Source organism: Paenibacillus sp. FSL H3-0286, assembly GCF_045040705.1.
GTDB lineage: Bacteria > Bacillota > Bacilli > Paenibacillales > Paenibacillaceae > Paenibacillus_AQ > Paenibacillus_AQ odorifer.
Genome location: NZ_CP150285.1, coordinates 731829 through 754895 on the forward strand (window position 1 = coordinate 731829; position 23067 = coordinate 754895).

A 23067-nucleotide genomic window follows, 5' to 3' on the forward strand; every position below is an offset into this window, starting at 1 on the left:
ATGAAGTGTAGATGGATGTAACGCTCCAAAAAGCTTGTAGGAGGAATAAAGGTGAAAGCCAGATATAGTGTGATTGTACCCATGTTCAATGAGGAGCAAGTAATTAGCCATACTTATGAACGTTTGAAAAAAGTAATGGACGAGTGCGGCGATACTTATGAGCTGGTCTTTGTCAATGACGGCAGTCGTGATCGTTCCGCCCAGATGATTCGGGAGATCTGTGAACGAGACGAGCATGTCAAGCTGATTGACTTCTCGCGTAATTTCGGACATCAGGTAGCGATTACAGCTGGCATGGACTATGCCGAAGGTCAAGCGGTTGTTGTTATTGACGCTGATCTTCAGGATCCTCCGGAGGTCATTCTGCAAATGATCGAGAAGTGGAAAGAGGGCTACGACGTTGTATATGCGAAACGTCTGAAGCGCCACGGAGAAACGATGTTCAAAAAGGTCACCGCGAAGCTTTTTTACCGCCTGCTCAGCAGTATGACAAGTGTAGATATTCCTACGGATACAGGCGATTTCCGTCTTATTGACCGTAAGGTATGTGATGTCCTGCGGGGACTTAAAGAAAAGAACCGCTATGTCAGAGGTTTGGTGAGCTGGGTTGGCTTCAAGCAGACTATGGTGGAATATGAACGGGAAGAACGTTTTGCCGGAGAAACCAAATATCCGCTGAAGAAAATGATTCGTTTTGCGTTAGATGGCATCACCTCTTTTTCACATAAGCCGCTTAAGATTGCTACGTATATTGGATTCTTTCTTTCATTTTCTAGCTTTCTCTATTTATTTTTCGTCTTGTTCCAAAGGATATTTTTCACCTCCTGGACGGTTCCGGGCTGGGCTTCCATTGTAGGTGTCAATCTGCTCTTTAACGGTATTGTTCTGATGCTGTTGGGTGTGATTGGGGAGTATATCGGACGGATTTATGACGAGTCTAAAGATAGACCGCTATATATTGTTAGTGAGACTAAAGGCTACCAGAACGAAGAACAACTGGACCGCCGGAAGGACCACAATGATGTCAGATAAGAACTTGCGCGCTGCATTCATACAGTTCCTCAAATTTAATGCCGTAGGTTTGCTCAATACGCTTATTGATTTTGTGATTTTCACATTGTTGAATTCACTAGGGATGGTATACGCATTGGCGCAGGTGATCTCCTATAGTGCAGGCACGGCGAATAGCTTTATTTTGAATAAAAAAGTTACCTTTCGTGATCGCAACCGGGGGAATAAAGAAGGCTTCGACCGCGTACAGCTGGTCAAGTTTATCGTGCTGAATCTGGTAGTGCTCGGAATATCACTGTTGTTAATGCATCTGTTGACAGACAAACTAGGTATTCAAGTCTTGATCTCCAAGGTGCTGGTTACCTTTATCACGGTGATCATCAATTTCTTTGGAAGTCGTAAATGGGTATTTTAAACATTAATTTCAGGCAGAAGGAGTTGCTATGCTTAAAGGCAAGTAGCTGTTTCTGCTTGATTTGTATATAACCATAGAAACAATATACGGAGGTGAATAACATTGCGTAAATTCTCCTATCTACTCATACTGGCTGGGATACTTATCATGTTATATCCGACAGCTAACGAGTGGTACAACGACAGGCAGCAGGAGAAGTTATTAGAAACGGCTGAACTAAGCACTGCCGATAGTACTCCCCAGCCAGATCTAAAGAGCAGGTATGCTGAAGTTACTCAGCTGTTAGCAGAGGAATCGGTTCTGGATGCCCAGGCACAGCCCCAACCCCAAGAGACAGAAAAGCCTGAACCGGAGATTGAAGTCGGTGGCAAAGTAATCGCACTAATTGAAATCGATAAGATTGATTTGAAGCTGCCTGTATTAGAAGGGGCTACAAAAGCTAATATGAAACATGCTGCAGCCCATATGAAAGAAACGGCACCCCTTGGAGAGATCGGGAATGCTGCAATCGCGGCGCATCGGGCTAGAACTACGGGGCGTTTGTTTAACAGATTGAATGAGGTTGTTGTGGGGGATGTTATCACGGTAAAGACTAGTGATCAGGTGTTTAACTATGAGGTATACGATATTTCTGTTGTAGATCCGAGTGATGTCTCCGTTCTTGACGGGAATGACAAGGATAAGATTCTTACTCTGATTACATGTGATCCGCTAGTGAATCCAACGCATCGGCTGATTGTTCATGCCAAATTAACAAAAGGAGAATAGTGAATGACAAGAAAACACAAATACCGGGAGATATTTATAAAATAATGGGTAATCTAGTAAATTAGGTCTTGTTCACAACTATAAATATGATAGTATTATACTATGAAAGCTAAACACGATAACGGCAAACCTTCCGAAAGGTAGGGACGCAAAGCTAAAGGGCCTTTTCCCGAAAGGATGGCAGCCAGCTACCGAATGAAGAGGCTTTTTTTGTTTGTTTCAAATGGATTCTATCAATTATATCTAGTAAAGCTAGAACAGATAGAGCTTATACGATAACGGCAAACCTATCGAAAGGTAGGGACGCAAAGCTAAAGGGCCTTCCCGAAAGGATGGCAGCCAGCTACCGAAAGGAGTTTTATCCGTGAAAAAGGTTTATTTTATGCTGGTGGCGTTGTTCGTCCTAATGACTTCAGTTCCGGTAAGTACAGCTCAAGCTGCAAGTGCAGATGCCAGCTGGTTGATTACATCCAAAGTGGCTCAAGGTGTTATTGGTATTAACTATGATATTCCGAAAGATAAAAGAATCAAACTCATGATCACCAAAGATAACAGCAGCTATACATATAACTTGTATGCTTCTGGACAAGCTGAGGACTTCCCTTTGCAACAAGGAAATGGGACGTATAAGGTTTCTGTTCTGGAGAACACAACCGGCAATAAATACAAAGCATTATATTCCGAAGTAGTAGACGTAACCATGAGTGACTCGAATTCCGTATATTTGGGCTCCGTACAGAATGTGAAATGGAGTTCTTCTGATAAAGCGATTGTCAAAGCTAAACAATTAGTACAAGGCAAAACAACAGACGAAGAGAAAGTTAAAGCGATCTATAACTATGTAGTTGCGAATGTACAATATGATTACTCTCTTGCTAATAGTGTAACTACTGATTATATTCCAAGCATCGATAAGACATTGACTACTAAAAAAGGGATTTGCTATGATTACGCTTCTCTTTTTGCCGCAATGCTGCGGAGTGTAGATGTTCCTGCTAAGTTGGTAATGGGGAATACAAGCTACGTTACGCAATATCATGCATGGAACGAAGTGTTGCTTAATGGGAAGTGGGTTACCATTGATACTACAGTGGATGCAGGACTTGCAAAGAGTGATAAGAAAACCGATTTAATTAAAGCCTCAAGCAAATATACTGCGGCAAAATACTATTAAGTTCGTCCCTAGAAACATAACTCTATTAAATAAACAACTGGCTTAATTATTAAGCCAGTTGTTTATTTTTATATTAGGGGTTGCTTTTCTATTAATAGTTGGGGTATTATAGGTAAGCGTTGTTAGACAGCGTACAGGCGATATAGACGAGGCTGATAAAAAGCTTCGAAAAATAAAGCTTGCATTTCTGAAAACAACATGATATATTATAAGAGTTGCTGCTGAGACATTAAACGGCGCCAACGAGAACTTGATCTTTGAAAACTGAACAACGAGTGAGTAGGAAATCACGCAAGTGAAATCCAAAATTAGAGAATTAATTTTCTCGTCAGATGTTTCAAAATGAGCATATCGCTCTTTTCAATACTAATTGGAGAGTTTGATCCTGGCTCAGGACGAACGCTGGCGGCGTGCCTAATACATGCAAGTCGAGCGGAGTCACTTTGAAAGCTTGCTTTCAAAGTGACTTAGCGGCGGACGGGTGAGTAACACGTAGGCAACCTGCCCTTCAGACTGGGATAACTACCGGAAACGGTAGCTAATACCGGATAATTTCTTTTTTCTCCTGAGAGAAGAATGAAAGACGGAGCAATCTGTCACTGAGGGATGGGCCTGCGGCGCATTAGCTAGTTGGTGGGGTAACGGCCCACCAAGGCGACGATGCGTAGCCGACCTGAGAGGGTGAACGGCCACACTGGGACTGAGACACGGCCCAGACTCCTACGGGAGGCAGCAGTAGGGAATCTTCCGCAATGGGCGAAAGCCTGACGGAGCAACGCCGCGTGAGTGATGAAGGTTTTCGGATCGTAAAGCTCTGTTGCCAGGGAAGAACGTCCGGTAGAGTAACTGCTACCGGAGTGACGGTACCTGAGAAGAAAGCCCCGGCTAACTACGTGCCAGCAGCCGCGGTAATACGTAGGGGGCAAGCGTTGTCCGGAATTATTGGGCGTAAAGCGCGCGCAGGCGGCTATTTAAGTCTGGTGTTTAAACCTTGGGCTCAACCTGAGGTCGCACTGGAAACTGGGTGGCTTGAGTACAGAAGAGGAAAGTGGAATTCCACGTGTAGCGGTGAAATGCGTAGATATGTGGAGGAACACCAGTGGCGAAGGCGACTTTCTGGGCTGTAACTGACGCTGAGGCGCGAAAGCGTGGGGAGCAAACAGGATTAGATACCCTGGTAGTCCACGCCGTAAACGATGAGTGCTAGGTGTTAGGGGTTTCGATACCCTTGGTGCCGAAGTTAACACAGTAAGCACTCCGCCTGGGGAGTACGGTCGCAAGACTGAAACTCAAAGGAATTGACGGGGACCCGCACAAGCAGTGGAGTATGTGGTTTAATTCGAAGCAACGCGAAGAACCTTACCAGGTCTTGACATCCCTCTGAATCTGCTAGAGATAGCAGCGGCCTTCGGGACAGAGGAGACAGGTGGTGCATGGTTGTCGTCAGCTCGTGTCGTGAGATGTTGGGTTAAGTCCCGCAACGAGCGCAACCCTTAACTTTAGTTGCCAGCAGGTAATGCTGGGCACTCTAGAGTGACTGCCGGTGACAAACCGGAGGAAGGTGGGGATGACGTCAAATCATCATGCCCCTTATGACCTGGGCTACACACGTACTACAATGGCCGGTACAACGGGAAGCGAAGCCGCGAGGTGGAGCCAATCCCATCAAAGCCGGTCTCAGTTCGGATTGCAGGCTGCAACTCGCCTGCATGAAGTCGGAATTGCTAGTAATCGCGGATCAGCATGCCGCGGTGAATACGTTCCCGGGTCTTGTACACACCGCCCGTCACACCACGAGAGTTTACAACACCCGAAGTCGGTGGGGTAACCCGCAAGGGAGCCAGCCGCCGAAGGTGGGGTAGATGATTGGGGTGAAGTCGTAACAAGGTAGCCGTATCGGAAGGTGCGGCTGGATCACCTCCTTTCTATGGAGAATCGTTCTCTGCAATGAGAACATTCAAATCGGAAGCTAAGCTTCCAAAACTCAGGTTTAGGCCTGTTACTCACTCGTTGCTCAGTTTTGAGAGTTTAAGCTCTCAAGTAAGACTTGATCCTTGAAAACTGGATACCGAAACGAATTTGCGTTTTAGAACATCTTTTAGCAACTTGTGCAAACAAGTAAATGTTATTAGTGAGATGATTCCAAAGAGAATGTCATCGTATGATATTTTCCTGCGGAAGAATCAAGGTTAAGCTAATAAGAGCACACGGAGGATGCCTAGGCGCCAGGAGCCGACGAAGGACGTGGCGAACAACGAAACTGCCTCGGGGAGCTGTAAGCAAGCTTTGATCCGGGGGTGTCCGAATGGGGAAACCCAGCTGTGGTAATTCGCAGTTACTCATTTCTGAATACATAGGAAATGTAGAGGCAGACCAGGGGAACTGAAACATCTAAGTACCCTGAGGAAGAGAAAACAATAGTGATTCCGTCAGTAGCGGCGAGCGAACGCGGAACAGCCTAAACCTAAGAGCTTGCTCTTAGGGGTTGTGGGACGTCTCACATGGAGTTACAAAGGAATATGGTAGGTGAAGAGGTCTGGAAAGGCCCGCGATAGAGGTAAAAGCCCTGTAACCTAAACTGTATTCTCTCCGAGACGGATCCCGAGTAGTGCGGGGCACGTGAAACCCCGTATGAATCCAGCAGGACCATCTGCTAAGGCTAAATACTACCTGGCGACCGATAGTGAAACAGTACCGTGAGGGAAAGGTGAAAAGCACCCCGGAAGGGGAGTGAAATAGAACCTGAAACCGTGTGCTTACAAAAAGTCAGAGCCCTATTAATGGGTGATGGCGTGCCTTTTGTAGAATGAACCGGCGAGTTACGTTTAACATGCAAGGTTAAGCCGAGAAGGTGGAGCCGCAGCGAAAGCGAGTCTGAATAGGGCGAATTAGTATGTGGACGTAGACCCGAAACCGTGTGATCTACCCCTGTCCAGGGTGAAGGTGCGGTAACACGCACTGGAGGCCCGAACCCACGTACGTTGAAAAGTGCGGGGATGAGGTGGGGGTAGCGGAGAAATTCCAATCGAACTCGGAGATAGCTGGTTCTCCCCGAAATAGCTTTAGGGCTAGCCTCGGTATAAGAGTAGTGGAGGTAGAGCACTGATTGGGTGCGGGGTCCGCAAGGATTACCAAGCTCAGTCAAACTCCGAATGCCATATACTTATTGCCGGGAGTCAGACAGTGAGTGCTAAGATCCATTGTCAAAAGGGAAACAGCCCAGACCATCAGCTAAGGTCCCCAAGTGTGTGTTAAGTGGGAAAGGATGTGGAGTTGCACAGACAACCAGGATGTTGGCTTAGAAGCAGCCACCATTGAAAGAGTGCGTAATAGCTCACTGGTCGAGTGACTCTGCGCCGAAAATGTAACGGGGCTAAACACACCACCGAAGCTATGGCTAGATACGTATGTATCTGGGGTAGGGGAGCGTTGTGTAGGGGTTGAAGGTGTACTGAAAAGAGCGCTGGACACTACACAAGTGAGAATGCCGGTATGAGTAACGAAAAGATCAGTGAGAATCTGATCCGCCGAAAGCCCAAGGTTTCCTGAGGAAGGCTCGTCCGCTCAGGGTAAGTCGGGACCTAAGGCGAGGCCGAAAGGCGTAGTCGAAGGACAACAGTTTGAAATTACTGTACCACCGTAATCCGCTATGAGCGATGGGGTGACGCAGGAGGGTAGTGACGCGGACTGATGGATGTCCGTCTAAGCAGTGAGGCTGATGTGTAGGCAAATCCGCACATCGTTAAGGCTGGGCTGTGATGGGGAGCGAAAATTGTAGTAGCGAAGGTCATGATCTCACACTGCCAAGAAAAGCCTCTAGCCAGGAGAAGGTGCCCGTACCGCAAACCGACACAGGTAGGCGAGAAGAGAATTCTAAGGCGCGCGGAAGAACTCTCGTTAAGGAACTCGGCAAAATGACCCCGTAACTTCGGGAGAAGGGGTGCCCCGGTAGTGTGAATAGCACGAGGGGGCCGCAGTGAAAAGGCCCAAGCGACTGTTTAGCAAAAACACAGGTCTGTGCGAAGCCGCAAGGCGAAGTATACGGGCTGACGCCTGCCCGGTGCTGGAAGGTTAAGGGGAGTGGTTAGGGGTAACCCGAAGCTATGAACCGAAGCCCCAGTAAACGGCGGCCGTAACTATAACGGTCCTAAGGTAGCGAAATTCCTTGTCAGGTAAATTCTGACCCGCACGAATGGCGTAACGACTTGGGCGCTGTCTCAACGAGAGATCCGGTGAAATTTTAATACCTGTGAAGATGCAGGTTACCCGCGACAAGACGGAAAGACCCCATGGAGCTTTACTGCAGCTTGATATTGAATTTGGGTACGATCTGTACAGGATAGGTGGGAGCCGTAGAAATCGGAGCGCAAGCTTCGGTGGAGGCGCCGTTGGGATACCACCCTGATCGTATCTAGGTTCTAACCTAGTGCCCTTACCGGGTACGGGGACCGTGTCAGGCGGGCAGTTTGACTGGGGCGGTCGCCTCCTAAAGAGTAACGGAGGCGTTCCAAGGTTCCCTCAGAATGGTTGGAAATCATTCGCAGAGTGCAAAGGCATAAGGGAGCTTGACTGCGAGACCTACAAGTCGAGCAGGGACGAAAGTCGGACTTAGTGATCCGGTGGTACCGCATGGAAGGGCCATCGCTCAACGGATAAAAGCTACCCTGGGGATAACAGGCTTATCTCCCCCAAGAGTCCACATCGACGGGGAGGTTTGGCACCTCGATGTCGGCTCATCGCATCCTGGGGCTGAAGTAGGTCCCAAGGGTTGGGCTGTTCGCCCATTAAAGCGGTACGCGAGCTGGGTTCAGAACGTCGTGAGACAGTTCGGTCCCTATCTGTCGTGGGCGCAGGAAATTTGAGAGGAGCTGTCCTTAGTACGAGAGGACCGGGATGGACGTACCGCTGGTGCACCAGTTGTTCCGCCAGGAGCATGGCTGGGTAGCTACGTACGGACGGGATAAGCGCTGAAAGCATCTAAGCGTGAAGCCCCCCTCAAGATGAGATTTCCCAATTAGTAAGACCCCTTGAAGACGACGAGGTAGATAGGTTGGAGGTGGAAGTGCAGCAATGCATGGAGCTGACCAATACTAATCGGTCGAGGGCTTATCCTATACGTAGAATGCAGATTCGTTTCGGATTCAGTTTTCAGGCATCAAGCCTGAAATACGCTTAGAAATTCATTGTCACTTCTGGTGATGAACCGAATTTCACGCGGCAGCGTCTGTTTCACAGACGCATGTTTGGTGGCGATAGCGGAGGGGTTCCACACGTACCCATCCCGAACACGACCGTTAAGTCCTCCAGCGCCGATGGTACTTGGACCGAAGGGTCCTGGGAGAGTAGGACGTTGCCAAGCACACGAAGCCATTGTTGATTTATCAACAATGGCTTTTTTGTTCCCTTTACCACTTAATTTTAAAAATGTGGATAAGTTATGGGGAATTAACGAAATTATAAAAGTTACTAACATGTGGATGAAATAATAAAATATATTCAAAAATGAAAGTAGTCCCCAATTTATGTGGATAGAGCAGTGGTATATGTGGATACTTCAAGTAAATGCAAGGATATTTTGCATGGCAGGAGGATAAACAATGGACAACAGTAGCAATCTTGTGTGGATAGAAGATTTTTCTGTACATGCGAGCGACACGGATTATCGTTCGCAGGGTAAGTTATCCTTTATTCTGGATATCATGCAATGTGCGGCAGACTTCGCAGTGGGTAATTTGGGGATAAGTGTGGAAGAAATTCTGAATGCAGGAATGGGCTGGATGATGATCACGTTAGATCTTGATTTTAAGCGTATTCCCCGCCCGAATGATGTGCTTAGCGTACATACCTGGAGTAAAGGCACTAAAGGGGCACTGTGGCAACGGGATTATCGTATTTTCGATGGAGATCATATAGAAATCGCCACAGCACGATCCATATGGGCTTTAGTAGATATTGAGAAGAGAAAGATACTTAGACCGAATGCCCTTCCAGTTCAGGTTAAGCACTATAATGGCGATTCAGTAGGCGATATGCCTGTTAAGGTAACGATCCCTTCTGATATTACTATGGAAGAAGCTTATCGGTATCAGGTAAGATATAGTGGGCTTGACAGCAACGGACATTTGAATAATGCCCGATACGGGGATTTATGTTGTGATGCGCTCACTTTAGCGGAATGGGATAATGCAGAGTTCACACGCTTCCGGATTACTTATCTACAAGAAGCTAAGGTTGGGGATGAACTGACTATTTTACGTTCAGCTGTAACGGATGATGGTATATTTGTACGCGGTCAGAATAGTGATACTGTGTATTTTGAAGCATGTATAGCGTTAAAAGGTGTCCATTAGTACGAATAAGTAAGTAATTTATAAATATGGAATATTATTATAGAAGCGATTTCTCCGAACATCAATCGGGGCAATCGCTTTTTTTATTGAAAACGGATGATGTTTATAACATATTTGGAAAATTTATTTCGAGCCTGTCACAATTAAAGGGATCACATTCGTTATATAGTTGTAGTCAATAACAAGGAGGTGATTCTTTGGAACGTCGCAGCCCCGGGGTCCAAGTGAATCAAACAATAATTGAAGAGGCTATCGATCAGGTTCTTGCGGGTAACCGCGAAGCCTATAGAACTATAATACAAGCCTATGAAAGAAAGATTTATACGTATTGCTATTATATTTTGAGAAGTCATGAAGAAGCAGAGGATGCTGTGCAAGATATATTTGTAAAAGTGTATCAGGAACTCAAACGTTATGAGAAACGAGTCTCTTTTAGTGCATGGCTGTATAAAGTGGCCTATCATCATTGTCTGGATCAGGTTCGCAAACGCAAGCGAAGAAACCGTCTGTTGTCGCTATATAAAGAGCAGCAGCCCAAAGCCTATTATAATCCTAACGATGAGGAGCCATTGCAGAAGTTATTTATGGATGACCTGACAGCCGAAGAGAGCAATCTCCTGATTCTTAAGGTGGTTGAGCAGTACAGCTTTGAAGAAATGGGTCAGATTATGGATTGTAATTCAGCTACTTTACGCAAGAAATTTGAACGTCTACGCAAAAAGTTAGTCCGGCAAAGAATGAATGAAGGAGGCAGCCCTCATGGAGAAATGGCAAGATCGAACTGAAAGTCAGAAGATGGAGCACATTCGTCAAACATTCCAAAATCATGAAATGCCGGTAGACAGTTTCAGCGATTCAATTATGAAGCGAATAGGAGACGAGGGAATGGAAAAACGAGCGTCAAGAAAGAATGGAAATAAGTTTCTGAAAAAATCATTGGTGGCTGCCTCGGCAGCAGCAGTGTTGGGTGCGGGGATAATCGGTAGCGGATTTGTATCCCCGGTCATGGCTGAAACATTGAAGCAGATTCCTGTTGTAGGAAGTATTTTTAAGGGGATTGACGATAAAGGTCTAAATGCTGCTGAGGAAAAAGGATTATCTACTGCCCCTAACCAAAGCGTTACCCATGATGGAGTGACCTTAAAGGTTACCGATGCCTATTATGACGGCTCGCGGTTGGCTTTTGCGATTGAACGGGAAGGCATTGATAATGATAAGATGATGGCTGAGATGATTATTGAACCGATTGAGTTCGATCCATCGCTAACAGAACAACATGCGAAAGTGACAATGAACCAGTCCGAAAAAGGGTTGTTGGGTTCAGCAGAAGTGAAATTGCCGAATGGGAAAAAACTGGAGAGCCAAATGTCATCTTTTGGTGATGTTGAGGGAAAAAAGAATGCTATTTTATACGATTACAGAAATCTAAATAATATAGAGGCTTTGGGGGATGAATTTGAATTAAGCATCAGTGTGCCGGTTACACAAATTGCAGAGCCTTTTGTAATCAAGGTGCCGGTGAAAAAAGTAACGGAAGGAATTATCAAGCTTGATCTGAACCAAACAAAAGAGGCAGAAGAATTCAGTTATACGATTACCAAGCTGGAATTAACTCCAGCCACAAGCAGATTACAGCTCAGCGAAGAAGGTAAAGCGCCAACTGTGAAAGAAAAGGATGGATACACAACCTCTGAAATGTTCTATGAAATCGTTGATGAACTAGGTAATGCGTTCTCATCGGGTGGTTCATTTAACTTGCCAGCTATAGTCTATCCTTTGGTAGACAAAGATTTCATACCGTTCGCGCAAACACCAAAGACAATTACAGTTAAGCCGTTTACTTACTCCATTGATGAAAATCATAAAGCATTAAGGGATGAAGAAGGAAAACCAGTTAAACATTATTATCCGGAGCTTGAACAAACGATTCAGGTGGAGCAAAAGTAACTATTAATCCCATAAGCAAAAAAAGCCCGTGTCTGCATAGCAGATACGGGCTTTTTGTTAAAAAATGAGAATTTATAAGCTGCAAAACTATAATATCTTTATATTTCTAAGAGTAACGGTTGTCATCTATAAAAGACGACAACGTAGTCTCTTCTTGTAAAAATTCTAATGGAATGTAGATTTCACTCACCGAGTTTTCGTTATCTGGTCCAAGGTACAATTCACCATAATATTCCAATTCAAATGGAATGGACATCCTGTATTCTGTTTTCGGCAGCCAGATTCCGTAGATATATTTATAGGTAGAAGGGATATCACAAGAGCGGCCTTTATGGATGAATTTCAGATAACGTATGGGTGGTAAGATCTGAAGGGGGAAAGTCTGATTGTGGTCTGCTTTTATAGGACTAAGCTCGCAGGCACACATGATCGAAAACCCATTACTCTCATAGTCATCTGGCCAGAAGCCAAGCTGATAATATTTTTCAGGCTGTATTCTATCCGATATAGTGGCTACCTTATTGAAAAGCAAAGGCCAAGTATCAGAAATGACGGAGAAATCTAGGTCTACTTTAACTACGGGTCCTTGAAGTATAATTTCTCCGAAATCAACGAGCTGGGGGGAGAGATCACTATCAGAAAGGACTTGAAGTAGATCCTGTTCATATAGTCTAGGGAGCAAAGGGAGTTTCGTTTCAGTAAGTCTTTTTCGAACAAGAGAGGGAGTCGTGTGCAGCATTCTTTTGAAAGCACGGGTAAAGGTCTCATAGTTACTAAAGTTATAGTCTAATGAGATGTCCTGGAGTGAACGTTCTGGCATTCGATGAATGTCTAAGGCTGCTTCAGTGATTTTGCGTCTGGCTATATAGTCGCCGGGTGCTATCCCAGTGACTGCTTGAAATAGACGGGTGAAATGATAAAGGGAGTATCCCATTTCTTTGGAGAGGACAGCTACAGGAAGAAACGTGGTTAAGCGATCCTCAATGAGATCTAAGGCTTGAATGATTAGTTGGCGATTGTTCAAGAGATGTCCTCCCATAACAGTTAATAGAAATGGTGTCTAGCACGATTACTTCAATGATTTGCTGTCCAGTCGCCCCAAACAGCAGCCCAATCGGGAACAGTCACTTCCATTACGCGATCTGCACTAGGAAAATAGGCTTTGATGTCGAGAACCGGTGTGCCCGGATAGGCATCAAGCCCGGCCACCTCTACTATTCCAGAGTCTACATCGACAGACAGGATTGCTGCTACACTTAGCCCAATCGGATTAGGGCGAATAGGGGAACGGGAAGCGAATACTCCAGTTAAGGTCGCATCATAAGGAGGCTGAATCTGTGTAGTCTGCCGGAAATGATCCTCTGCAAACTCATGCAGCCACCAAAGCACTTGGCAATGACTAAACTGAGATAAACCTTTAAGCGCTGGTCTGAATTCCGGGTTGATTTCAAGCCGCAAATTATGTGCTGTACCTCTAACCGATCCTATAGATAATATATTATAGCTTTCTTGTTCATTCATTGACTATGACTCCTTTCGGGTATCAGATATGATCTAGTGTATAACAGAGGCATACGGTAAAGCCTGACGATATTTGCTAACATTCATTTAATGCTATAATGAAATTTGATGTGGAAAGGGGAGCATTATGAAGACACTAGTATTGGCGGAAAAGCCGTCTGTTGCACGCGAGATTGCACGGGTCATGGGATGCAATAATAAACAGAAGAGTTATATTGAAGGTCCAAAATATGTGGTTACCTGGGCGCTGGGTCATTTGGTCGGCCTGGCAGAGCCAGAGGATTATAATAAAAAGTTTGCAACTTGGGCCTTGGAGGATCTGCCGATTTTGCCAGAGAAGACCAAGCTGAAGGTGCTGCGGGAGACCAACCAGCAATATAAAGCTGTCCAGCACCTAATGAAGCGTCAGGACATTGAGGAGCTTATTGTTGCTACAGATGCTGCCCGTGAAGGGGAGCTGCTGGCTCGTTGGATTATGAATATGGCAGGGTGGAAAAAGCCATTCCGGCGGTTATGGATATCCTCGCAGACTGATAAGGCAATTAAAGAGGGATTTGCAAAACTCCGTCCGGGCCGGGAATTTGATCGGTTGTATGAATCTGCACGTTGCCGCGCAGAGGCGGATTGGATGATTGGACTGAATGTCACAAGAGCTTTGACCTGTAAGTTCGGTTCGCCGCTCTCAGCAGGACGGGTACAAACGCCGACATTAGGGATGATCATGGATCGTGAACAGGAGATTACGGGTTTCCGTTCCGTCGATTTTGAGACGCTGACTGCTGATTTTGGGGATTTCCAAGCGGCATGGCGGGCCAGTAACGGTGATGGTCGAATATTCGAAAAGGATAAGACAGCCAGCTTAAAGGATAAGCTTACAGGACGCAGCGGCCGTATTATTAAGGTACAGAAGAGTGAGAAAAGTGAACCTCATCCACTGGCTTATGATCTGACTGAACTGCAGCGTGATGCGAACCGGAAGTTCGGCTTCTCCGCGAAGCAGACCTCCAGTGTGCTGCAGCGGTTATATGAGCAGCATAAACTTGTCACATACCCGCGTACGGACAGTCGTTACTTAACTTCAGATATGACGGGCACACTCAAGGAAAGACTGGATAGTGTTGCGGTCGGTCCATATGCAGCGTTAGCACGTCCATTGCTGCGCAAGCAGCTGCCGATTACGAAGCGAATCGTGGATGATAGTAAAGTCAGTGATCACCACGCTATTATTCCTACAGAACAGACCGTATTGTTAAATGGTCTGAGTACTGAGGAACGTAAGTTGTATGATCTGATTGTGCGGCGTTTTATAAGCTTGTTCTATCCGCCAGCTCGTTATGATGCGGTAGCTGTAACCGTCAATGTGGAAGGCGAAAGCTTCCATGTCAAAGGGACGACAGTAAAAGATGCCGGCTGGCGCGAAGTATACGGCGGGGATATGAGTAGTGATGACGAGGAGGAATCTGCGGACGAGCCGGCAGCGGGCAGTGTAAAGCTGCCTGAGCTGCGCGAAGGGGCTACTGTCACGATTGGCCGCTGTATGGTGCGTGCTGGCCGAACACAGCCACCGAAGCGTTATAATGAAGCTTCGCTGTTGACGCAAATGGAGAAGCACGGCCTCGGAACCCCGGCTACACGCGCGGATATTATTGAGAAGCTGGTAAGCTCCGATACAATTGAGCGGCAAGGTAATCTCCTGCATCCGACAGGAAAAGGTAAGCAGTTAATCGAGCTGGTATCCACTCAGCTACGAACCCCGGATCTAACCGCACGTTGGGAAGCTGAGCTGGAGAAAATAGCGCGTGGTCAAGGCAAACCGGAGCTCTTTTTACAAGGTATCCGCGGTATGGCACAGGAATTGGTAACAGGTGTGAAAACTAGCGGAGCAGAATATAAGCCGCATAATGTCTCTAACAGTCATTGTCCGGAATGCGGTACAAGACTACTCGAGAAGAAGAGCAAACGAGGGAAGCTGCTGGTGTGTCCTGCAGATAACTGTGGTTACACCCGTGCAGGTGAGAAAAGACTATCGAATCGCCGCTGCCCACAGTGCCATAAGAAAATGGAGCTTAAAGAGGGTAAAGCAGGCATGTTCGTACAATGTCTAGGCTGTGGAATCACAGAGACCTTAAATAAGGATCACAAGCATGTTAATAAACGTGAACAGCAAAAGCTGGTGCAGCAATACAGCAAGCAGGAAAGCATTGGTTCTAACCTTGGGGAACTGCTGAAAGCAGCGCTTGAAGGACAAAAGAAGGATAAGTAGTAGGAATCATCGGATGGTTAGCTTCAATTAAAACGAATGATTAGAATAATGAAGGCTGCTGAGTGTGCTCAGCAGTCTTTTTTCTATCCTAGTAAGTTTATGTGGTCTACGGATAGGCTTTGAATTAGAATGGTAAGCAAATGAGTGGAGCAGGTGATTAGGTGGCAGCTGAGCAGCAGGCGAATCCGTTGAAAGCGGCAGATCGCCCACAGGGGCAAGGAAGCAGCAGGTTTTTCTTTTTGGTTATTGTATTTATGTTTTGGTTCTCTTCTTATATTTATGTGCCGGTGCTTTCACCATATGTTGAGCATTTGGGAGCATCGTATTTTATGGTGGGCATGGTGCTTGGGATATATGGGTTAATGCAGATCCTATTCCGTATACCCATTGGCATCGGTTCAGATTATTTAAATAGGCGGCGGCCGTTTATCTATCTGGGATTAATTGCGAGTGGAGTCAGCTGTTTTCTTTTTATGTGGGGAGCACAGCCGGGTTGGGCGTTGGCAGCACGTGCGGTATCCGGGATAGCAGCATCGGCATGGGTTGTGTACTCTGTAATGTTCGCAGGATATTTTCCAAAAGAGGAAGCTGGAAAAGCGATGGGCATGCTGCAATTCACTACAGTAATCGCCCAATTGACCAGCATGATGATCAGCGGCTATATGGTAGAGCATTGGGGATGGAATGCCCCCTTCCTGATTGGGGGAATTGTAGCTATTGCGGCACTAATACTTGCGCTTCGGTTACCGGAACAAAAGCAGGAAAAACGGCAAAATGCCATACAGATCAAGGAGCTGGCTGGTGTCGTAAAGGAACCTTTGCTGGTAAGAGTATCACTGTTGTCTGTGCTGGCACACTGTGTGCTATTTATAACGATGTTCGGATATACTCCGAACCAGGCGCTGAATATCGGAGCAAGCAAAGAAAGCTTGGGCTGGCTAACACTCGCTTTTATGATTCCGCATGCCATCGCTACGCTCTACGGCTCACGTCTGTTTGGAGGGCTGCTGGGTGATAGAGGGAAGCTTATGCTAGGCTTTGCGGGAAGCGCACTGTTTACGCTGCTCATTCCTTCTATGCCGACGTTAGCGGCGCTTTGTCTGACTCAGGTGGGGAATGGTTTTATGCAGGGACTTATTTTTCCGCTGCTGTTGAGTAAATCCGTATCAGAAATAGATCCTTTTAAACGGGCTACAGCTATGGGTTTCTATCAGGCCGTTTATGCGATAGGGATGTCAGCAGGGCCATTCGTAGCAGGTTGGATGAGCTCTGTATATGGCTTGACCGGAGGATTCTGGTTAGGTGGAATTGCGGCGGTGTTGGCTACAATTTTATCCTGGGTATGGATGAAGGATACGAAGCAGAAGCAGCTAAAAGAAACTTAACAGACTTGGCAGAGCGTGTAAGGATGATTGGTTTTTTGTGCAAAAGGGGAATATAATAGAGATAGGAAGCAAGGAGGAGGAGCCCGGGAGAATGGTCAAGGTTGTAATGTTGTGGTTTGTGGTAATTAATATTATCGGGTATGTAGTGATGTCCGAGGACAAGAACAAAGCCCGCAAAAGGCGGGAACGTGTACCTGAGAAAACACTTTTTCTGCTGGCAGCCATGGGCGGTGCACTAGGTGTGCTGATTGCCATGTACCGTAAGCGCCACAAGACGCGTCATACATCCTTCAGGATCGGAATTCCGCTTCTGCTGCTGCTGAATATCTTTTTGTACAGCTATTTTTTAAGATAATAGTCTTTAGGATTACAAACTAGAAAAAGAGGTGGCGTACATGTTATTCTCTAAAATTTTGCTAGCCTATGACGGTTCAAAGGCTTCTAATCAAGCATTGGAGCGCGCAATTGAACTCGCTAAAGTCACACCAGGTTCTATATTGCATGTCGTACACGCATTTGAATTCCCAAGATTTTTTATCGGAGAAGCTCTTGCACCACTACCAGCTTCAGTAAATAAAGAATATTATGATTTGGCGGTGCAGACTACAGAAGAAGTGAAGGGACGTCTTGAGGCTGAAGGCCTGAATGCTGAGGTTGAGCTTTTACAAGGATCTCCTGCGGAAGTGATTTTGAAATATGCTAAGGAAAATGCTATAGACATCATAGTTATCGGCAGCCGCGGGCTTGGCGGTATACGTGAATTTGTTCTGGGCAGTGTCAGCCATAATGTAGTACAAAGCGCTCGTATTCCAGTGCTGGTTGTAAAATAATATAGAGTTCAAAGGGACGCTGATAGCGTTCCTTTTTTTCAATTTAAGGAAGTACAGGTCGTATTCTGGAGCTTAAACATCATAGAGCATTAGAGTTAGGAGTGTACGGAAAGAAGTCTTTCTTCACAAAATATAAGGTTATTGAGAATTCAAATCCGCCCAAAAGCGAACGTTTATTATGGTGATTTTACCAATGTTCGTGTTTGAGTTGACATCATGTGTAGGGGATTGTTAAACTGATGTCATGAAGAGCTCGTATAAAACCGGGAATATGGCCCGGAAGTTTCTACCCGGGAACCGTAAATTACCGGACTACGAGGAAATAGGATGCTAGAATGCGATAATGCAGTCCAGATAATGGAGTGATGCATTGTGCAGCTTTCCGCGCTTAATGCCAGTTTGGTGAGAGGCAAGCGGGAGTGTTTTTTCCTAATTCCTTTACTAGTCCGATCCTCCCGCAGCAAAATGCGTCTGGACATCGGGCTTTTTTAATATAAGGAATAAGTTACACGTAATACATCAACCTTATATTATTAAGGAAAACGATAGTCATCCCTGAAGGACGAGAATGTAGTCTCTGCTTGTTCGGATTTACAAGATAAAGATATCTCATACTAGTGATTGGAAGGTAGGTCGAATCATGTCTGTGCAGGTAGCTGTCATCATGGGTAGTAAGTCGGATTGGGATACGATGGAGCACGCTTGTGGGGTGCTGGAAGAGCTGGGTTTGTCTTATGAGAAGAAGGTAGTATCCGCGCACCGTACACCGGACTTGATGTTCCGCTATGCGGAGGAAGCCGCTGGCCGCGGCATTCGCGTGATTATTGCAGGAGCAGGCGGCGCCGCGCATTTGCCGGGTATGGTGGCTGCAAAGACGATCCTGCCAGTGATTGGAGTGCCCGTGCAGTCGAAAGCACTTAATGGGCTGGACTCGCTGCTCTCCATCGTGCAGATGCCTGGAGGCATACCGGTAGCAACGGTAGCTATTGGTAAGGCAGGCGCTGTAAATGCAGGCCTGCTGGCCGCACAGATCATCGGAGCGTTCGACCCCGAAGTGCAGCAGCGTGTGCAGCTGCGTCGGGATGCGATCCGCGATGAAGTATTGGAAAGCAGCGACAGCTTATGAGGCCGGAGGAGCTGAAGCTGCAGGAGGCTGGCGGCGCAGCTTCGCCAGCTGCACAAGCGTCCGGTGCAGACACCGTCCGGACGCTGCTGCCCGGCTCGACCGTCGGCGTGCTCGGCGGCGGGCAGCTCGGGCGCATGATGGCGCTGGCCGGCAGCGCCATGGGGTACCGCTTCGTGGCGCTGGATCCTGCGCCGGATGCGCCTAGCGGTCAAGTTACGCCGCAGATTACGGCGGCGTATAACGACCGGGACGCGGCGCGGGAGCTGGCCCGCCGCTCGGACGTCATCACGTACGAGTTCGAGAACGTCGACGCGGGCGTAGCAGCGCTGCTGGCGGAAGAATCGTACGTGCCGCAGGGCAGCGCGTTGCTGTATACCACGCAGCATCGGCTGCGCGAAAAAGCCGCCATCGAGGCGGCGGGCGTTCCGGTCGCCCCGTACCGGAAGGTGGACAGCCTTGCGGAGCTAAAAGAGGTGGCGGCTGAACTTGGACTACCTTGTGTGCTCAAGACAGCCACAGGCGGTTATGACGGCAAGGGTCAAGCTGTGATTCGTCAGGAAGAAGAGCTGGAAGAAGCTTTTCGGCAGGTTGCACCCGGTAAGGTGATTCCGGAGCTGGTGCTTGAGAAGTTTGTAGCTTTTCAATGCGAAATATCCGTTGTTGCTGCACGTAGTGCATCTGGGGAGGTCAAAAGCTTCCCGCCTTCTGAGAACATTCATGTAAACAATATTTTGCATCTGTCCATTGTGCCTGCAAGAGTGTCAGCGGACATTCAGCGCAGAGCTTGCGAGCTGGCTGAGACTTTAATCGCAGGCCTGAATGCGGTTGGACTGCTTGCCGTGGAATTGTTCGTCACAGCGGACGGTGAATTGTTCGTCAATGAGCTGGCACCAAGACCGCATAATTCCGGCCATTACACCATGGATGCTTGCGTGACCTCACAGTTCGAGCAGCATGTCCGGGCGATTTGTAATCTGCCGCTGGGCGATACAACGCTTTTGACACCTGTAGTTATGGTAAATGTATTAGGTCAGCATTTGGATGGTGCGATTAAAGCGACCTGTACACATGAGGAAAAAGATAATAAGCTGGGTATTGTACCTAAGCTTCATATATATGGCAAGACTGAGAGTAAGACTGGTCGTAAGATGGGTCATATCAATCTGCTGTGCAAGGATACCGGAGACGGCCTATCCTGGGTGGAGCAATCTAAACTTTGGAGGAACTAAAGAATATGATCGAACGTTACAGCAGACCCGAGATGCGGGCCATTTGGACTGAGGAGAATAAATTCAAAGCGTGGCTGGAAGTGGAAATATGCGCTTGTGAAGCATGGGCGGAGCTGGGAGTCATCCCACATGAAGACGCTGCTAAGCTGCGTAAGGATGCTAAATTCGACATCGCACGTATTGATGAAATCGAACAGGAAACACGTCATGACGTAATCGCCTTTACTCGTGCGGTTTCCGAAAGCCTTGGCGCAGAACGCAAATGGGTACACTACGGCCTTACTTCCACAGATGTGGTGGATACAGCACTGGGTTACTTGTTGCGTCAAGCGAATGAGATTCTAGAGAAGGATATTATTAACTTCATTGAGATCCTTAAAGATAAAGCTATTGCTTATAAAGATACACCGATGATGGGCCGTACACATGGGGTTCATGCTGAGCCAACTACTTTTGGTCTGAAAATGGCATTGTGGTACGAAGAAATGAAACGTAACCTGGAGCGTTTCCGCCATGCTGCGAACGGTGTGCAATTTGGCAAAATCTCCGGAGCCGTTGGTACGTATGCCAACATCGATCCATTCGTAGAAGAATTTGTCTGCCGTAAGCTGGGTACAAGCCCTGCACCGATCTCGACACAAACTCTACAGCGCGACCGTCACGCTGAATATATGGCAGCTCTTGCTCTGGTAGCAACCTCGCTAGACAAATTCGCTACCGAAATCCGCGCTCTGCAAAAGAGTGAGATTCGCGAAGTAGAAGAAGCTTTTGCCAAAGGTCAAAAGGGTTCATCTGCTATGCCGCATAAACGGAATCCTATTGGCTGCGAGAATATTTCCGGTCTGTCCCGCGTGATTCGCGGACATATGGTTACAGCTTACGAGAACGTGCCGCTCTGGCATGAACGCGATATCTCGCACTCTTCAGTGGAGCGTATCATCCTTCCGGATGCAACGATGCTGCTGAACTACATGCTGAACCGTTTCGGAAACATCGTGAAGAACCTGACTGTATTCCCAGAGAATATGAAGCGTAACATGAACCGTACCTTCGGCGTTCCTTTCTCTGGCCGGATCTTAACCAAGCTGATTGATAAAGGCTTCAGCCGCGAGCAAGCGTACGATACCGTCCAACCACGTGCGATGCAAGCTTGGGAAGAGCAAAAGCAGTTCCGTGATATCGTGGAAGCTACACCTGAAATCACTAATGTCCTCACCCCAGAAGAGATTGAAGATGCATTTAACCCTTCTTGGCACCTTAAGCATGTGGATACCATCTTCCGCAAGCTAGAACTTATCTAAGAAAAGATAAGTTAGTGGTGAACTAAGGAGCTAGGAATAGTACGAGCGGTTAAGGTTGTGCAGAATTGAAATGCAACTGGTCGATAAGGAACGGAGAGAAATTTTGGAACTGTAGAAGCGTTAGCGTTCGCCTTTATCCTCGGATTTCTACCGCAGCAGCGGTTCAATCAGGAAATCTGAGGATAACAGCGATCGGAAGTCCAAACATTCCTCGGAGTTACGCCTTTGAGACTCTAAAAAAGATAAGTTAGTGGTGAACTAAGGAACGCTGTAATAAATGCAAATCTGGATGGGGGAGCACTGTAGAGGAAGTTTGGAACTGTAGAAGCGTAGCGTTCGCCTTTATTCTCGGATTTCTACCACTGGCAGTGGTTCAATCAGGAAATCTGAGGATAACAGCGATCGGAAGTCCAAACATTCCTCGGAAGTGCTTCCTCCTAGACCAGCCCAACTTAGGAAGATCATTAGTTCAAGGGAGGAAAGGTCATGACATCATCGGCCGTATCCACAGCCGTGGAACTCATCAATGCGCCGCTGCTCTACAAAGGGAAGGTTCGTGAGCTATACGATTTAGGGGAAAATGTACTGATCGTAGTTACAGATCGGATATCTGCTTTTGACTATGTGCTGGACCCGGCAGTCCCTGAAAAGGGCAATGTGCTTAACCGTCTGAGCGCGTTCTGGTTCGGACAGACTAAAGAGCTGATGGAGAATCATGTCGTTCATATCGATGTGGATCTGCTCGGCGACGTAGTTAAGGACAAAGAGGCTCTCAGAAACCGTGTCATGGTGGTACGTAAAGCTGAGCGTATTGATATCGAATGCGTAGTGCGTGGATGCATCACTGGCGGCGGCTGGAGACAGTATCAAGAAACCGGCAAGGTAAATGGTATTGAACTTCCTGCTAACCTCCGCAAAAACGCGCTGCTGGCAGAACCGATTTTTACTCCTGCGGCTAAAAATGATGTAGGTCACGATGAGGATATTCCGTTTGAGAAAATGCAGGAATTAATCGGAGCTGATCTGGCGCTTGAGCTGCAGGAAAAGAGCTTAAAGCTGTTCGCTTTTGCTAGAGAGTATTGTGCTGAGCGTGGGATCATTCTTGCGGACTGCAAATTCGAATTCGGCTTGTTGGACGGTAAGGTGATTCTGATCGATGAGATTTTTACACCGGATGCTTCCCGCTTCTGGGCTAAGGATAAATACGCGCTTGATATTGAAATTGATAGTATGGATAAAGAGCCTGTTCGTACGTATCTATCTGCATCTTCCTGGGACAAGAATAGTAAACCTGATCCGCTCCCACTGGAAGTAGTAGAAGAAACTACACGGCGTTATCTGGACATTTATCATCGTCTTACTGGCAAGTCTTTATAGTTCAACATAGTGTGTGCACTCATGGGAATAAATTCAGTATATATTTTTGAAGCTAAATGTACTCATTGTAGAATTTCAGTTTCAGAGGGTATGCTCATTAAAATTTAGGAGGAACTACAAGCATATGTTAAAAGCGACGGTATATGTCACCATAAAGAAAAGCGTTCTTGATCCACAAGGGGTAGCAGTACAAGGAGCACTTCATTCGGTAGGCTTCCAAGAAGTTGAAAGCTTGCGTATCGGGAAATATATGGAGCTGACTTTGGATACGGATAACCGTGCTGAAGCGGAAGTTCGTCTCAAGGAAATGTGCGAAAAGCTACTTGCCAACACGGTGATCGAGGATTACCGCTACGAATTGGAGGACTAA

General features: G+C 46.8%; 18 protein-coding genes, 3 rRNA genes and 3 riboswitches. Of the genes, 19 read left to right on the forward strand and 2 right to left on the reverse strand.

The window, feature by feature from the left end; genetic code table 11:
• Nucleotides 1–51: 51 nt before the first annotated feature.
• The 10 genes from MHB37_RS03190 (at nucleotide 52) to MHB37_RS03235 (ending at nucleotide 11665) form a co-directional block, all read left to right on the forward strand.
• Nucleotides 52–1032, forward strand: coding sequence for a glycosyltransferase family 2 protein (locus MHB37_RS03190; protein ID WP_036679898.1), 981 nt, complete (start codon nucleotides 52–54; stop codon nucleotides 1030–1032).
• A complete protein-coding gene (locus MHB37_RS03195) occupies nucleotides 1019–1426 on the forward strand; it encodes a GtrA family protein (protein ID WP_076130538.1) in 408 nt (135 codons plus the stop codon). The genes MHB37_RS03190 and MHB37_RS03195 overlap by 14 nt, the downstream gene beginning before the upstream one ends.
• A gap of 102 nt (nucleotides 1427–1528) precedes the next feature.
• Entirely contained in the window at nucleotides 1529–2194 is a 666-nt protein-coding gene (locus MHB37_RS03200; RefSeq protein WP_248549048.1) for a class D sortase, read from the forward strand.
• Nucleotides 2195–2307: 113 nt separating this feature from the next.
• A riboswitch (cyclic di-GMP riboswitch) is annotated at nucleotides 2308–2390 on the forward strand.
• Between the two features lie 74 nt (nucleotides 2391–2464).
• Nucleotides 2465–2545: riboswitch (cyclic di-GMP riboswitch) on the forward strand.
• A gap of 13 nt (nucleotides 2546–2558) precedes the next feature.
• Nucleotides 2559–3368, forward strand: a complete 810-nt coding sequence (locus MHB37_RS03205; RefSeq protein ID WP_038568647.1) for a transglutaminase family protein — start codon at nucleotides 2559–2561, stop codon at nucleotides 3366–3368.
• 367 nt (nucleotides 3369–3735) lie between these two features.
• A 16S ribosomal RNA gene (locus tag MHB37_RS03210) occupies nucleotides 3736–5293 on the forward strand.
• 262 nt (nucleotides 5294–5555) lie between these two features.
• Nucleotides 5556–8482: ribosomal RNA gene (locus MHB37_RS03215) — 23S ribosomal RNA — on the forward strand.
• Between the two features lie 128 nt (nucleotides 8483–8610).
• Nucleotides 8611–8727, forward strand: a 5S ribosomal RNA gene (gene rrf / locus MHB37_RS03220).
• The 16S, 23S and 5S rRNA genes sit together here, the layout of an rRNA operon.
• A 238-nt stretch (nucleotides 8728–8965) precedes the next feature.
• Nucleotides 8966–9718, forward strand: a complete 753-nt coding sequence (locus MHB37_RS03225) for an acyl-[acyl-carrier-protein] thioesterase (RefSeq protein WP_405168917.1) — start codon at nucleotides 8966–8968, stop codon at nucleotides 9716–9718.
• A 197-nt stretch (nucleotides 9719–9915) separates the two neighbouring features.
• Nucleotides 9916–10503, forward strand: coding sequence for an RNA polymerase sigma factor (locus MHB37_RS03230; protein WP_340393300.1), 588 nt, complete (start codon nucleotides 9916–9918; stop codon nucleotides 10501–10503).
• Nucleotides 10478–11665: a DUF4179 domain-containing protein gene (locus MHB37_RS03235; protein WP_405168918.1), complete on the forward strand. Its 1188-nt coding sequence runs from the start codon at nucleotides 10478–10480 to the stop codon at nucleotides 11663–11665. Before MHB37_RS03230 ends, MHB37_RS03235 begins: the two co-directional genes overlap by 26 nt.
• Nucleotides 11666–11771: 106 nt before the next feature.
• Here MHB37_RS03235 and MHB37_RS03240 read toward each other — a convergent pair whose 3' ends face one another.
• Nucleotides 11772–12689: an AraC family transcriptional regulator gene (locus MHB37_RS03240; RefSeq protein ID WP_076195118.1), complete on the reverse strand. Its 918-nt coding sequence runs from the start codon at nucleotides 12687–12689 to the stop codon at nucleotides 11772–11774.
• A gap of 50 nt (nucleotides 12690–12739) precedes the next feature.
• Nucleotides 12740–13186, reverse strand: coding sequence for a tRNA (N6-threonylcarbamoyladenosine(37)-N6)-methyltransferase TrmO (gene tsaA, locus MHB37_RS03245; RefSeq protein WP_076148050.1), 447 nt, complete (start codon nucleotides 13184–13186; stop codon nucleotides 12740–12742).
• A 127-nt stretch (nucleotides 13187–13313) separates the two neighbouring features.
• On the opposite strand from tsaA, the gene MHB37_RS03250 reads away from it, so the two are divergent.
• The 9 genes from MHB37_RS03250 (at nucleotide 13314) to purS (ending at nucleotide 23067) form a co-directional block, all read left to right on the forward strand.
• Entirely contained in the window at nucleotides 13314–15449 is a 2136-nt protein-coding gene (locus MHB37_RS03250; RefSeq protein ID WP_405168919.1) for a DNA topoisomerase III, read from the forward strand.
• A gap of 161 nt (nucleotides 15450–15610) precedes the next feature.
• On the forward strand, nucleotides 15611–16834 hold the full coding sequence (locus MHB37_RS03255) for an MFS transporter (protein ID WP_081393633.1): 1224 nt from the start codon (nucleotides 15611–15613) through the stop codon (nucleotides 16832–16834).
• Nucleotides 16835–16925: 91 nt separating this feature from the next.
• Nucleotides 16926–17189: a DUF1294 domain-containing protein gene (locus MHB37_RS03260; RefSeq protein ID WP_036680925.1), complete on the forward strand. Its 264-nt coding sequence runs from the start codon at nucleotides 16926–16928 to the stop codon at nucleotides 17187–17189.
• A 40-nt stretch (nucleotides 17190–17229) separates the two neighbouring features.
• Nucleotides 17230–17664 (forward strand): universal stress protein, encoded by a 435-nt coding sequence (locus MHB37_RS03265; RefSeq protein ID WP_036680923.1) that lies wholly within the window; start codon nucleotides 17230–17232, stop codon nucleotides 17662–17664.
• 233 nt (nucleotides 17665–17897) lie between these two features.
• Nucleotides 17898–17999, forward strand: a riboswitch (purine riboswitch).
• A 305-nt stretch (nucleotides 18000–18304) separates the two neighbouring features.
• Nucleotides 18305–18790, forward strand: coding sequence for a 5-(carboxyamino)imidazole ribonucleotide mutase (purE, locus tag MHB37_RS03270; protein WP_036680920.1), 486 nt, complete (start codon nucleotides 18305–18307; stop codon nucleotides 18788–18790).
• Nucleotides 18787–20019 carry a 5-(carboxyamino)imidazole ribonucleotide synthase gene (purK, locus tag MHB37_RS03275; protein ID WP_076307455.1) on the forward strand — a complete coding sequence of 411 codons (1233 nt, stop codon included), beginning with the start codon at nucleotides 18787–18789 and terminating at the stop codon, nucleotides 20017–20019. Before purE ends, purK begins: the two co-directional genes overlap by 4 nt.
• Nucleotides 20020–20024: 5 nt before the next feature.
• Complete coding sequence (gene purB, locus MHB37_RS03280) at nucleotides 20025–21320, forward strand: adenylosuccinate lyase (protein ID WP_036680917.1); 1296 nt, start codon at nucleotides 20025–20027, stop codon at nucleotides 21318–21320.
• 486 nt (nucleotides 21321–21806) lie between these two features.
• A complete protein-coding gene (locus MHB37_RS03285; protein WP_076279486.1) occupies nucleotides 21807–22697 on the forward strand; it encodes a phosphoribosylaminoimidazolesuccinocarboxamide synthase in 891 nt (296 codons plus the stop codon).
• 124 nt (nucleotides 22698–22821) lie between these two features.
• On the forward strand, nucleotides 22822–23067 hold the full coding sequence (purS, locus tag MHB37_RS03290; protein WP_036680912.1) for a phosphoribosylformylglycinamidine synthase subunit PurS: 246 nt from the start codon (nucleotides 22822–22824) through the stop codon (nucleotides 23065–23067).